This is a genomic window from Pseudomonas sp. LABIM340, assembly GCF_040017195.2.
Lineage (GTDB): Bacteria > Pseudomonadota > Gammaproteobacteria > Pseudomonadales > Pseudomonadaceae > Pseudomonas.
In genome coordinates, this window is sequence record NZ_CM200227.1 from 5,897,030 (window position 1) to 5,910,238 (window position 13,209).

Genomic DNA, 13,209 nt, shown 5'->3' on the forward strand with positions numbered 1-13,209 from the left:
AGACTTTGACTCAAGGTTTAGCTTTTTCCAGATAGCGGAAGAACTCGTTGCTCGGATCGAGCACCAGCACGTCCTTCTTGTCGGCAAAGCTCTCGCGATAAGCCTTGAGGCTGCGGGTGAAGCCGTAGAACTCCGGATCGGCGGTGTAGGCCTTGGCGTAGATCGCCGCCGCCTTCGCATCGCCGTCACCGCGGGTTTCTTCCGACTCGCGATAGGCCTCGGCCAGCAGCACACGACGCTGACGATCGGCATCCGCACGGATACCTTCGGCCAGTTCGCGACCCTTGGCGCGGTGCTCACGGGCTTCCCGCTCACGCTCGGTGCTCATGCGCTCGAACACGCTGCGGTTCACTTCCTTGGGCAGGTCGATGGCCTTGACGCGAACGTCGACCACTTCGATACCCAGCTCCTTCTGCGCCATGCGGTTCAGCGAAGCGGTGATATCGCCCATCAGCGCATCACGCTCGCCCGACACCACTTCGTGCAGGGTGCGCTTGCCGAACTGGTCACGCAGGCCGGCTTCCAGACGACGGGACAAACGCTCGTCGGCGATCTGCTTCATACCGGAAGTCGCGGTGTAGAAGCGCTCGGCATCAGAGACGCGCCACTTGGCGTAGGCGTCGACCATCACCGCTTTCTTCTCCAGCGTCAGGAAGCGCTGGGTCGGCGAGTCCAGGGTCAGCAGGCGGCCGTCGAACTTGCGCACCGTGTTGACGTACGGAATCTTGAAGTGCAGGCCGGGCTTCACGTCCGGCTCGACCACGCGACCGAAGCGCAGCATGACGGCGCGCTCGGTCTGCTGCACCACGTAGACGCTGCTCCAGACGGCAACAGCAACCACCACACCCGCGATGAGGGCGATCAGGGACTTGTTACTCATCAGCGGCTCTCCCGGGTACGCGTGTCACGCTGCTGCAGGTCGTTGGCAACGCGCGAACCGATATCCGGCGTGCTGCTGCTCGCACTCGGCGTGCTGCTCGGGGTTGCCGAACCGCGGCCATCCATCATCTTGTCCAGCGGCAGGTAGATCAGGTTGTTCTGACCCTGCTGCCCGGTCACCAGCACCTTGCTGGTCTGGCTCAGGACGTCCTGCATGGTATCCAGGTACAGACGCTGACGGGTCACTTCCGGCGCCTTGTGGTATTCGCCGGCCAGCTTGGTGAAGCGATCCGCCTCACCCTGGGCGCGGGAGACCACCTCATCGCGGTAGCCGTTGGCTTCCTCGATGATGCGCTGGGCCTGGCCACGAGCTTCGGGCACCACGCCGTTGGCGTAGGCTTCGGCCTGGTTCTTCTCGCGCTGCTCATCCTCGCGGGCACGGATCACGTCGTCGAACGCTTCCTGTACTTCACGCGGCGCGGCGGCGCTCTGGATGTTCACCTGGGTCACCGTGATACCGGTTTTGTAGGTATCGAGGAAACGCTGCAGACGATCGCGCACCTCGGTGGCCATCTGTTCACGGCCCTCGGTGAGGATCTTGTCCATGGTGGTGGAGCCGGCCACGTGGCGCAGGGCGCTTTCGGTGGCGTGCTGCAGGCTCACTTCCGGCTGGTCGACGTTGAGCACGAAGTCCTTCAGGTTGCTGACCTTGTACTGCACGGTCAGCGGAACCTCGACGATGTTCTCGTCCTCGGTGAGCATCTGACCCTGCTTGCTGTAGGCACGCTCGCGGGTGACGTTCTCCTGGAACTTCTTGTCGATCGGCGGGAAGTAGATATTCAGGCCGGGGCCCACGGTCTCGTGGTACTGGCCGAAGCGCAGGATCACCGCCTGCTCCTGCTCATCCACGACGTAGATGGCGTTGTACAGCCACAGCACGGCGAGGATCGCCAGGCCGATACCGAACAGGCCGAGGCTGCCGCCCCGACCGCTGCCGCCACCGCCCGAACCACTGCCGCGCTTGGGTTTGCCGAAAATTCCATTCAGGCTGTCTTGCAGCTTGCGGAACGCTTCATCCAGATCAGGAGGGCCCTGGCGACCGCCACCACGGCGTCCACCCCAGGGGTCCTGGTCATTCTTGTTCGAGTTGTCACCCGGCTCATTCCAAGCCATAGCGCTCTCCATCTGATAACGCGAAAACGCGCCTACGGCGCGCCCACCTATGCTACCGAATGCCCCTTACGCTGCCAAAAACAGTGTGCCGGGCTTTATTGCAAAGTGTGTTGCGCAATGAACTCCGCCGGCTGCCAGCCTTCGCGGCTCACCATGCGGTTCAACTCGACACGCGGCAGGCGGACCTGCAAAACGGCGCGTCCTTGTTCGTCGTGATTCTCCGACTGTACCGCACCCAGCTCGAAGAACTGAGCCCGGAGTCGTCCCAGGCGCTGTGGCAGGCAGAGCGTTCCAACGAACATGTCCTCCCCCAGCAACTCGGAGATCGCCTGCTCCAGCAACTCCAGCCCGCGCGATTCCCGCGCCGACAGCCAGACGCGGACCGGCTTGCCCAGCTCGTCGCGCTGGATCATCGGCTGCAAGTCCGGCAGCAGGTCGATCTTGTTGTACACCTCGAGCATCGGCAATTCGTTCGCGCCGATTTCCTTGAGCACCGCCAGCACCTGTTCGATCTGCGCATCGCGATCCGACTCGTGGGAGTCGATCACATGCAGCAGCAGATCGGAGTTGCTGGATTCTTCCAAGGTAGCCCGAAACGCCTCCACCAGCTTGTGCGGCAGGTGGCGAATGAAACCCACAGTGTCGGCCAGCACGATCGGCCCGATGTCATCCAGCTCCAGACGGCGCAGGGTCGGGTCGAGGGTGGCGAACAACTGGTCGGCCGCATAGACCTCGGAAGTGGTCAGCGCATTGAACAGCGTGGACTTGCCGGCGTTGGTGTAGCCCACCAGGGACACCGCCGGAATCTCCGCACGACGACGGCCACGACGAGCCTGCTCGCGCTGGCTGCGGACCTTCTCCAGGCGTGACTTGATCTGGCGGATACGCCCACGCAGCAGGCGGCGGTCGGTTTCCAGCTGGGTTTCACCCGGGCCACGCAGGCCGATACCGCCTTTCTGGCGCTCAAGGTGAGTCCAGCCGCGTACCAGACGCGTGCTCATGTGTTCCAGCTGGGCGAGTTCCACCTGCAGCTTGCCCTCGTGAGTCCGGGCGCGCTGGGCGAAGATATCGAGGATCAGACCCGTACGATCGAGCACGCGGCATTCGAGCGCTCGCTCGAGGTTGCGCTCCTGGCTCGGCGTGAGGGTGTGATTGAAGATGATCAGCTCGACCTTCTCGGCGTGGACGAGGTCGTGCAACTCTTCGACCTTGCCGCTGCCGATCAGGTACTTGGCTGAGGGCTGATGGCGCGAAATGCTGACGAAAGCGACCGCTTCCGCGCCTGCCGAACGGGCCAGCTCCTGGAATTCCTGCGGGTCTTCGCGCGCCTCGGGGTCCTGACCTTCCAGATGGACCAGAATGGCCCGTTCCCCACCACCCGGGCGCTCAAAGAACAAGGCGGACTCCCGTCAAACGTTGCCCGGCTCGGCCGGTTGATCACCGGTGGGCAGTCGCACGGGGCGGCTGGGAACCACGGTGGAAATAGCGTGCTTGTAGACCATCTGGCTGACAGTGTTCTTCAGCAGGATGACGAACTGGTCGAAGGATTCGATCTGACCCTGCAGCTTGATGCCGTTGACGAGGTAGATGGAAACCGGAACGCGTTCTTTGCGCAGGGTATTGAGGTAAGGGTCTTGTAGCGAATGCCCTTTTGACATATGCCGCACTCCTTGTAAGGGTAAAAAACTGATTTAGTAGTAGTCGAATTTGGCTTAACGCCGTCCTGAACCCCAAGGATAGACGGCCGGAATTAAGGTCTCGAACCTATATGGAGACCGCCTCAAAGTATTTCAAGGCACGCGGCAAATTGTCGCTTGCCTGACTGTCCAACCAGTGTAGATCGCTCCAGCTGCGGAGCCAGGTGAACTGGCGCTTGGCCAGCTGCCGCGTGGCGATGACGCCGCGCTCCACCATCTCAGCGTAGGACAGTTTGCCCTCGAGGTAATCCCATACCTGTCGGTAACCCACCGCTCTTATGGACGGCAGCCCCACGTGCAAGTCATTCCTTGCGCGAAGGCGTTCGACCTCGGCGATGAAGCCCTGTTCCAGCATCTGGTCAAAACGTTGCGCGATACGCTCGTGCAACACCTGGCGCTGCAGAGGCGCGATCGCCAGATGAGCCACAGTATACGGTAATTGTCCACCGCCTTGCGCGCCAAGACCCGCATTTTCACTCGCCTGGCGAAGGCGGTGTGCAGTCATGGACATACCGCTTACGCGGTACACCTCGAGGGCCCGGACAAGCCGCTGAGGGTCATTGGGGTGGATGCGCGCAGCCGACTCCGGGTCGACGCGCGCCAGCTCTTCATGCAGGGCGCCCCAGCCTTCGGCGGCGGCCCAGGTTTCCAGTTCGGCACGCACGGCAGCGTCGGCGCCGGGCATATCGGCCAGGCCTTCCAGCAACGCCTTGAAATACAACATGGTGCCGCCGACCAGCAGCGGGATCTTCCCGGCCGCGGTGATCTCGGCCATGGCCGCCAGCGCATCGGCACGGAATTCCGCCGCCGAATAGGCCTCGCTGGGGTCACGGATGTCGATCAGGCGGTGCGGGAATTCCTCCAGCACCTCGCGCGGCGGCTTGGCGGTGCCGATATCCATGCCGCGATAGATCAGCGCGGAATCCACGCTGACCAGTTCCACCGGCAGCAGACGCGCCAGCTCCAGCGCCAGATCGGTCTTGCCGGCGGCGGTGGGGCCCATGAGGAATATCGCGGGAGGCAGGGACATCGGGGACTCGTTCTTACGCACTACTGGATAGGCGCACTGCGGGTTAATGCAATCTGCTGAATCGATTGGCGTGCAGTTTACTGCACTTTCCTGAACGCAAGCTTACGAAAATCAACGTCCCCGCAGGAACAGCTTGTCCAGTTCATCGAGCCCCAGCTGAGTCCAGGTCGGTCGGCCGTGGTTGCACTGACCGCTACGCTCGGTCACTTCCATGTCACGCAGCAGGCCGTTCATTTCCGGTAGGGTCAGGCGACGATTGGCGCGCACGGCGCCGTGGCAGGCCATGGTGCCGAGCAGCTCGTTGAGGTGCGCCTGGATGCGGTCGCTGGTGCCGTACTCCAGCAGGTCGGCAAGCACGTCGCGCACCAGTTGGGTGGCCTCGGCCTGCTTGAGCAGCGCGGGAATCTGACGGATCGCCAGGGTTTCCGGGCCGAGGCGCTGCAGCTCGAAGCCGAGCCGGGAGAACCAGGCCCCGTGTTCTTCCGCGCAATCCGCCTCGCGCTCGCTGACAGCGATGGATTCGGGCACCAGCAGCGGCTGGCCACGCAAGCCTTCGCTGGCCATGGCGGTCTTCAGGCGCTCGTACATAATCCGCTCGTGGGCGGCGTGCATATCCACCAGAACCAGGCCGTGGGCGTTCTCCGAGAGGATGTAGATGCCCTTGAGCTGCGCCAGGGCATAGCCCAGCGGCGGCACGTCCTGACTGCTTTCCGGCAGCGCCTGCGGCGCCTGGTCGGGCAGCGGGGCGAAATAGGCCTTGTAGGCGCCCTGCGCCTCCTGGATCGGCGGCATGTCCGGGCGCGTCGGCTGGTAGCTGTAGCCACCGCCACTGGAACCGCCGGAAGTCGGGGTCGGCTGCCACGCACGCGCGGCGGCCGGGGCCTCCAGCACGGTCTCGGACAGGCGCATCTCACCCTGCGGGCCGAATTCGCCGGCTTCCGCGCCGGTGGGGCGCGGCACGGTCAGGGTGGTCGCTCCCGGCGGCGCCAGCTGGTCGTCCGGACGCACTTCCGCCAGCGCTCGATGCAGGGTGCCGTAGAGGAAATCGTGGACCATGCGGCTGTCGCGGAAACGCACTTCATGCTTGGTCGGGTGGACGTTGACATCCACCACCGACGGGTCGACCTCGAAGAACAGCACGAAGGTCGGATGACGGCCGTTGTACAGCACGTCGCGGTAAGCCTGGCGCACGGCGTGGGCGACCAGCTTGTCGCGCACCATGCGGCCGTTCACGTAGAAGTACTGCAGGTCCGGCTGGCTGCGCGAGAAGGTCGGCAGACCGACCCAGCCCCACAGGTGCAGGCCGTTGCGCTCCACTTCGATGGGCATGGCCTGCTCGAGGAAGCCGGAGCTGCACACGGCGCCTACGCGGCGGGCGCGGGAGGCTTCGTCCTTGGCTTCATGCAGCGAGAGGATGGTCTTGCCGTTGTGGCGCAGGTGGAAAGCCACGTCGAAGCGCGCCAGCGCCAGGCGTTTGATGACTTCCTGCAGATGATCGAATTCGGTCTTCTCGGCGCGCAGGAACTTGCGTCGTGCCGGAGTGTTGAAGAACAGGTCGCGCACTTCGATGCTGGTGCCCACCGGGTGGGCCGCCGGCTTCACGGTGGACTCCATGTCGCGGCCCTCGACTTCAACCTGCCACGCCTGCTCGGCGTCGGCGGTGCGCGAAGTCAGCGTCAGGCGCGAGACGGAACTGATCGAGGCCAGCGCTTCGCCCCGGAAGCCCAGGCTCATCACCCGTTCCAGGTCTTCCAGTTCACGGATCTTGCTGGTGGCGTGGCGCGCCAGGGCCAGCGGCAGGTCGTCTGCCGGAATACCGCTGCCATCGTCACGCACGCGCAGCAGTTTGACGCCGCCCTGCTCGACTTCGATGTCGATGCGCCTGGCACCGGCGTCCAGGCAGTTTTCCAGCAGTTCCTTGATGACCGACGCGGGTCGCTCGACCACTTCGCCGGCAGCGATCTGGTTCGCCAGCCGCGGGGTGAGCAGCTGGATACGGCGCGCGTCACTCATTGCTGCGACGCCAGGGACGTGCCCGGAATCTTCAGCACCTGACCAATCTTCAGCTCGTCGCTCTTGAGCGAGTTGGCGCTGCGGATCGAGGCGGTGCTGACGTCAAAGCGGCTGGCAACCATCGCCAGGCTGTCGCCACTGCGCACCACGTATTCACGCGGGCCGGAAGCCAGCTGGCCGCCGTCACGCAGCGAGGCGATGTAGGTGCCCGGCGGCGGGGTCTGCACGAAGTACTGGCGCACGCCGGCGGCGATGGAGCGCGCCAGCGCCTGCTGGTGCGAACCACTGGCCAGCTTGGCGGATTCGTTCGGGTTGGAGATGAAGCCGGTTTCCACCAGGATCGACGGGATATCCGGGGACTTCAGCACCATGAAGCCGGCCTGTTCCACCCGGCGCTTGTGCAGCGGGGTGACGCGGCCAACGCTGGTCAGCACCTTGTGGCCAACGTCCAGGCTGGAGGACATTGTGGCGGTCATCGACAGGTCGAGCAGCACGCCGGCGAGCATCTTGTCCTTGTCGTCGAGGTTCACGCCGCCGTCGCCGCCGATGAGGTCGGAACGGTTTTCCGTGTCGGCCAACCAGCGCGCGGTTTCCGAAGTGGCGCCACGGTCGGACAGGGCGAATACCGAGGCCCCGAAGGCACTGCGGCTGGGCGCGGCGTCGGCGTGGATGGAGACGAACAGGTCAGCGCCCTTCTTGCGGGCGATCACGGTGCGGTTGCGCAGCGGGATGAAGTAGTCGCCAGTCCGCGTCAGTTCGGCGCGGAAGCCTTTCATCTGGTTGATCTGCCGCTGCAATTCGCGGGCGATCGACAGGGTGATGTTCTTCTCGTGCAGGCCGTTCGGGCCGAGGGCGCCGGGGTCTTCGCCGCCGTGACCGGCGTCGATGGCGATCACGACGTCGCGCTTGCCGCCGCTGCTGGGCGCGGGAATCTTCGCCACCGACTGCGCCGGGCTGACCGGCGTGGCGGGCACACTGGGCGTCGGGGTCGCGGGGACGTCCGGGGCAATATCGGCGCCCTGGTCATAGAGATCGACGACCAGGCGGTTGCCGTACTGCTGGTTCGGCGGCAGCACGAAGCTCTTGGGCGTGACCGCATTCTTCAGGTCCAGCACCAGGCGCAGGTCGGTGGGCGAGCGCTGGGCAGAACGCATCGCGGTGATCGGCGTGTTGTTCAGCTTGAGCTTGTCGAGGGCGGCGGACATCTGCGCGCCGTTGATGTCGACGACGATGCGGTTGGGCGCACTCAGGGTGAACAGACTGTGCTGCACGGGGCCGGACAGATCGAACACCAGGCGTGTGTTGTCCGGCGCGCGCCAGATGCGCACGCTCTTGATTTGCGTGGCGGCAGAAACCTCGCCGGCAAAGAATGCCAGCAGAACGGACACCCCGATAAACAACGCCCGAAGGCGCAACCCCCAACCCATCTTTTTTCTATGCTCCCGTGGCCAGGGCGGCACACCAGGCTTCGCCCCGTGTTCCGTGCGGGTCGAGGCGCAGCATGCGTCCGCCCGCATGCGGAACAATGGTAATGTCCATGTCGGCCTTTGGCAAAATGCCTTTGCCACGCTCCGCCCATTCGATCAGGCACAACGCATCGCCTTCGAAGTAGTCGCGGATGCCCAGGAACTCCAGTTCCTCGGGGTCGGCGAGGCGGTAGAGGTCGAAGTGGAAGGCGCGCAAGTCGCCGATTTCGTAGGGCTCGACCAGGGTAAAGGTCGGACTTTTTACCGATCCGCCATGGCCCAATCCCCGCAGGATGCCGCGCGACAGCGTGGTCTTGCCCGCCCCCAGGTCGCCATGCAGGTAGATCACCCCGTGCCCACCGGTCGCTTCGGCAATCCGGCGACCGAGATCGACCATGGCCTCTTCGCCGTCGGCGAACAGATTCAGTTCAGGCATGGGGACAGCTCCTCGAGCAACTGACGAACGGCAGGAATCAGATCAGCGGCAGCCAGACCGCGCCCTTGCGCACCGAGCGACTCGCCGGCGCGCGCGTGTAGCCAGACCGCCAGGCAAGCGGCATCGAAAGCAGGCAGCCCCTGCGCCAGCAGCGCACCGAGGATGCCGGACAGCACATCCCCCAGCCCGGCACCCGCCATGGCGGGATGCCCGTGATTGCACAGCGCCAGCCGGCCATCCGGAGAGGCGACCAGGCTACCAACGCCCTTGAGCACGACCACCGCCTGATAACGCTGCGCCAGAGCATGCGCGGCTTTCGGCCGGTCGGCCTGGACTTCGGCAGTGGACATACCCAGCAGGCGCGCCGCCTCGGCCGGATGAGGCGTGACCACCCAGTCGCCGGACGGCCGTGCGACCAGTCCTTCAGCCAGCAGATTGAGAGCATCGGCGTCCCACACCTGCCGGCGCTCCAGGCTCGCGGCGGCACTGACCAGCACACGCCCCCAGGCTTCGCGGCCGACGCCAGGGCCGACCACCAGTACATCGGCGCGCTCGGCAAGGCGCAGCAGCTCGGCGGAAGAGGAGACGCCGCGCGCCATCAGTTCAGGCCGGCGAGCCAGTGCAGCGGGTACGTGGGCGACACGGGTCGCCAGAGACACCAGCCCGGCGCCGCAGCGCAGCGCGCTCTCGGCGGCCAGCAGCACGGCGCCGCCCATGCCGGTATCGCCACCGATCACCAACGCATGGCCGAACAGGCCCTTGTGCGCGGCCTTCGGGCGCGCGGCCAGGCGCGCCAGCGATGCCGGGGCGAGACGGCGCGCCACGCCATCCGCAGAAACCAGCGCAGGATCGGCATCGAGCCCGTCGAACACCAACTCGCCGCAGCGATCGGGGCCGTTGCCGGTGAACAGACCGAGCTTGAGGCCGATGAAGGTCACGGTCAGGTTGGCGTTCACCGCGCAACCCAACACTTGCCCCGTGTCGGCGCTAAGGCCGGAAGGAATGTCCACGGCCAGCACCGGCAGGCCGCTGGCATTGATCGCAGCGATGGCCGAGGCGCAAGGCTCGCGCACCTCGCCGCCGAGACCGGTGCCCAGCAGCGCGTCCACCAACACACCGCGCAGCTCGGCGCGCTCGCTCCAGCCTTCGATATCCACGCCGACCGAACGCGCTTCGCCATGGGCCGAGGCGGCGTCGCCGGACAGTCGGGAGGCATCGCCCACCGCCAGCACGCGCACGCGCCAGCCGGCGCGCAGGGCCAGAGCAGCGATCAGGTAGCCATCGCCGGCGTTGTTGCCGTGGCCGGCCAGCACGGTGATCTCGCCGGCATCCGGCCATTGCCGACGCAGGGCGCGCCAGGCGGCATGGGCGGCGCGGCGCATCAGCTCGAAGCCGGGCGTGCCGGCGGCGATCAGGCGCGCGTCGAGGTCGCGCACCTGCTGGGCGCTGTACAGATTCAGGGGCAGATCGTCGTGGGCAGTCATCGCTGTTCCGGGCGGCAGAATGTGTCGCCTTGGCGTACGGACGGGCCGACGCCGGCAAGGTCTGGCAGAATTATACGCACCCGGACTTCCCTTTCTCGCCTTCCATGCACGATTCGACACTCGACTATGCCGACCTCGCCCTCTCCATCAAGGACTGGGGGCGCGAACTCGGCTTCCAGCAGGTAGGCATCAGCGGGCTCGATCTCGAGGCTCACGGCGAGCACCTGCAGCGCTGGCTGGAGGCGGGTTACCACGGCGAAATGGACTACATGGGCGCCCACGGCAGCAAGCGCTGGCGGCCCGACGAACTGGTGCCCGGCACCCTGCGAGTGGTGTCGCTGCGCATGGATTACCTGCCTGGCGATACGCGCATGGCGCAGGTTCTGGGTGATCCGGAGAAGGCCTATGTCTCGCGCTACGCTCTTGGCCGGGATTACCACAAGCTAATCCGCAAGCGCCTGCAGCAGTTGGCCGAACGCATCCAGCAACGGGTCGGGCCGTTCGGCTTCCGAGCCTTCGTCGACAGTGCACCGGTGCTGGAGAAGGCCATCGCCGAGCAATCGGGCCTGGGCTGGATCGGCAAGAACACCCTGGTACTGAACCGCAAGGCCGGCAGCTACTTCTTTCTCGGCGAGCTGTTCACCGACCTGCCGCTGCCGGTGGACCAGCCCCACGGCACGGAGCACTGCGGGCGCTGCACGGCCTGCATGGACATCTGCCCCACTGCCGCCTTCGTGGCGCCCTATGTGCTGGATGCGCGGCGCTGCATTTCCTACCTGACCATCGAGTTGAAGGGCCCGATTCCCGAAGACCTGCGCCCGCTGATCGGCAACCGCGTGTTCGGTTGCGACGACTGCCAGATGGTCTGCCCATGGAACCGCTTCGCCCGTGCAACAGACCAGGGCGACTTCCAGCCGCGCCACAGCCTGGACAACGCCGCGCTGGCGGAGCTGTTCCTGTGGACGGAAGAGGAATTCCTCAGCCGCACCGAGGGCTCGCCATTAAGGCGCGCCGGTTACGAGCGCTGGCTGCGCAACCTGGCCGTGGGGCTGGGCAATGCGCCGTCGACCATCCCGGTGATCGAAGCGCTGCGCGCGCGGCGGGAGTTCCCGTCGGAACTGGTGCGCGAGCATGTGGAGTGGGCGCTGGGCCGGCACGGAGCCTGAAAGCCCCTCTCCCCCGCCCTCTCCCTGAAGGGAGAGGGAGTATCCGCGCCCAGCCTGCCTGCCGTGCACTCCTGAGACATCAGCATTCAGGAAGAAACCAGTACCTGGCATCACGCCGATTCAGTCCCCTCCCCCTTCAGGGAGAGGGTTAGGGAGAGGGCGCTCTAGTCGGAACCGCTTACACCTTGATGAAGTGCTCGCGGTAGTAACGCAGCTCGGCGATGGACTCGCGGATGTCGTCCAGGGCCAGGTGGGTGTTGCCTTTCTTGAAGCCGTCACGCACCGCCGGAGCCCAGCGCGCGGCCAGTTCTTTGAGGGTGGAGACGTCCAGGTTGCGGTAGTGGAAGTAGCCTTCCAGCTTCGGCATGTGGCGATAGAGGAAGCGGCGATCCTGGCAGATGCTGTTGCCGCAGATCGGCGAACTGCGCTTGGGCACCCACTTTTCCAGGAAGGCGATGGTCATCGCCTCGGCTTCGGCAGCCGAGATGGTGCTTTCGCGCACGCGCTGGGTCAGGCCAGACTGGCCGTGCTGGCGGGTGTTCCACTCATCCATGCCGGCGAGCAGCTCCTCGCTCTGGTGCACGGCGATCACCGGGCCTTCCTCGAGGATGTTCAGGTCGCTGTCGGTGACGATGGTCGCCATCTCGATGATGACGTCCTTGTCCGGGTCCAGCCCGGTCATTTCCAGGTCGATCCAGATCAGGTTCTGCGGGTTCTGCATGATGGGGCTCCTCAGCTCAGCCCTCTAGTTTAGCGGGAAGCGCGCCGCCGCATGCTAAACTCCGCCGCGATTTTCCCTGTGGATACCCTATGGCCAAGCGTCACCTCACCCGCCGGCAGAGCTGGCGGATCGAAAAAGTCCAGGAAGAACGCGCCGCACGCGCGGCGAAGCGCGAGTCGCGCGCCCTGGAAGAACTGGAAGGCGGCGACCTCGGCCCGGAACAGACCGGCCAGGTGATCGCCCACTTCGGTGTGCAGGTGGAAGTCGAGGCCCAGGACGGCGACGACGCCGGCCAGGTGTTCCGCTGCCACCTGCGCGCCAACCTGCCGCCGCTGGTGACGGGCGACCAGGTGGTCTGGCGCCCGGGCAACCAGGGCATCGGCGTGATCGTCGCGCAGCTGCCGCGCACCTCCGAGCTGCGCCGCCCGGACATGCGCGGCGTGCTCAAGCCGGTCGCGGCCAACGTCGATCGCATCGTCATTGTCTTCGCGCCGCGCCCCGAGCCCCACGCCAACCTGATCGACCGCTACCTGGTGGCTGCCGAGCACGCGGGCATCAAGCCATTGCTGCTGCTGAACAAGGCCGACCTGATCGACGAGGAAAATGCGCCCTTCCTCGACTCGCTGCTGGGCACCTACCGCGAGCTGGGCTACCCGCTGCTGGAAGTCTCGGCTGCCAATGGCCTGGCGCTGGACGCCTTGCGCGCGGCGCTGAACGAGCACGTCAGCGTGTTCGTCGGCCAGTCAGGCGTGGGCAAGTCGTCGCTGGTGAACGCCCTGCTGCCGGGCGTCGACACCCGCGTCGGCGACCTCTCGGAAGTCACCGGCAAGGGCACTCACACCACCACCACCGCGCGGCTGTTCCACTTCCCCGCCGGCGGCGACCTGATCGACTCCCCCGGCATCCGCGAATTCGGCCTCGGCCATGTCAGCCGTGACGACGTGGAAGCGGGCTTCATCGAGTTCCACGACCTGCTCGGCCACTGCCGCTTCCGCGACTGCAAGCACGACCGCGAACCGGGCTGTGCGCTGCTCAAGGCGCTGGAAGACGGACGCATCTCGCCGCAGCGGATGGCCAGCTACCGGCACATCCTCGCGAGCCTGCCGGAAGACGAGTACTAGCCGCCCTTCGTCTCACCGGCGGC

12 protein-coding genes are annotated in these 13,209 nt (G+C 65.7%); 2 read left to right on the forward strand and 10 right to left on the reverse strand.

Translation table 11 applies throughout. The features are described 5' to 3' along the window. Window positions 1-10 precede the first annotated feature (10 nt). The 9 genes from hflC to ABKS89_RS27275 all read right to left on the reverse strand — a co-directional run bounded on the left by hflC (window position 11) and on the right by ABKS89_RS27275 (window position 10,178). The gene (gene hflC, locus ABKS89_RS27235) at window positions 11-880 is read right to left on the reverse strand and encodes a protease modulator HflC (protein ID WP_138214039.1); all 870 of its coding nucleotides are present in this window, start codon (window positions 878-880) and stop codon (window positions 11-13) included. Then, the gene (gene hflK, locus ABKS89_RS27240) at window positions 880-2,052 is read right to left on the reverse strand and encodes an FtsH protease activity modulator HflK (protein WP_138214038.1); all 1,173 of its coding nucleotides are present in this window, start codon (window positions 2,050-2,052) and stop codon (window positions 880-882) included. The genes hflC and hflK overlap by 1 nt, the downstream gene beginning before the upstream one ends. A gap of 95 nt (window positions 2,053-2,147) precedes the next feature. Further along, window positions 2,148-3,449 (reverse strand): ribosome rescue GTPase HflX, encoded by a 1,302-nt coding sequence (gene hflX, locus ABKS89_RS27245; protein ID WP_348588324.1) that lies wholly within the window; start codon window positions 3,447-3,449, stop codon window positions 2,148-2,150. Between the two features lie 12 nt (window positions 3,450-3,461). Beyond that, the gene (hfq, locus tag ABKS89_RS27250; RefSeq protein ID WP_017520393.1) at window positions 3,462-3,710 is read right to left on the reverse strand and encodes an RNA chaperone Hfq; all 249 of its coding nucleotides are present in this window, start codon (window positions 3,708-3,710) and stop codon (window positions 3,462-3,464) included. A 106-nt stretch (window positions 3,711-3,816) separates the two neighbouring features. Beyond that, a complete protein-coding gene (gene miaA, locus ABKS89_RS27255; RefSeq protein ID WP_151188495.1) occupies window positions 3,817-4,779 on the reverse strand; it encodes a tRNA (adenosine(37)-N6)-dimethylallyltransferase MiaA in 963 nt (320 codons plus the stop codon). 111 nt (window positions 4,780-4,890) lie between these two features. Next, window positions 4,891-6,792, reverse strand: coding sequence for a DNA mismatch repair endonuclease MutL (gene mutL, locus ABKS89_RS27260; protein WP_138214035.1), 1,902 nt, complete (start codon window positions 6,790-6,792; stop codon window positions 4,891-4,893). Next, complete coding sequence (gene amiB, locus ABKS89_RS27265; protein WP_081515529.1) at window positions 6,789-8,219, reverse strand: N-acetylmuramoyl-L-alanine amidase AmiB; 1,431 nt, start codon at window positions 8,217-8,219, stop codon at window positions 6,789-6,791. The genes mutL and amiB overlap by 4 nt, the downstream gene beginning before the upstream one ends. 7 nt (window positions 8,220-8,226) lie before the next feature. Continuing rightward, a complete protein-coding gene (gene tsaE, locus ABKS89_RS27270) occupies window positions 8,227-8,694 on the reverse strand; it encodes a tRNA (adenosine(37)-N6)-threonylcarbamoyltransferase complex ATPase subunit type 1 TsaE (RefSeq protein ID WP_081515528.1) in 468 nt (155 codons plus the stop codon). After that, a complete protein-coding gene (locus ABKS89_RS27275) occupies window positions 8,682-10,178 on the reverse strand; it encodes an NAD(P)H-hydrate dehydratase (protein ID WP_348588325.1) in 1,497 nt (498 codons plus the stop codon). The genes tsaE and ABKS89_RS27275 overlap by 13 nt, the downstream gene beginning before the upstream one ends. A 104-nt stretch (window positions 10,179-10,282) precedes the next feature. On the opposite strand from ABKS89_RS27275, the gene queG reads away from it, so the two are divergent. Next, window positions 10,283-11,344, forward strand: a complete 1,062-nt coding sequence (gene queG / locus ABKS89_RS27280) for a tRNA epoxyqueuosine(34) reductase QueG (RefSeq protein WP_348588326.1) — start codon at window positions 10,283-10,285, stop codon at window positions 11,342-11,344. A 178-nt stretch (window positions 11,345-11,522) separates the two neighbouring features. On the opposite strand, the gene orn is transcribed toward queG, so the two are convergent. Further along, window positions 11,523-12,065 carry an oligoribonuclease gene (gene orn / locus ABKS89_RS27285; RefSeq protein ID WP_081515526.1) on the reverse strand — a complete coding sequence of 181 codons (543 nt, stop codon included), beginning with the start codon at window positions 12,063-12,065 and terminating at the stop codon, window positions 11,523-11,525. Window positions 12,066-12,154: 89 nt separating this feature from the next. On the opposite strand from orn, the gene rsgA reads away from it, so the two are divergent. Next, window positions 12,155-13,186 carry a small ribosomal subunit biogenesis GTPase RsgA gene (gene rsgA, locus ABKS89_RS27290; protein ID WP_138214032.1) on the forward strand — a complete coding sequence of 344 codons (1,032 nt, stop codon included), beginning with the start codon at window positions 12,155-12,157 and terminating at the stop codon, window positions 13,184-13,186. Window positions 13,187-13,209: the final 23 nt, after the last annotated feature.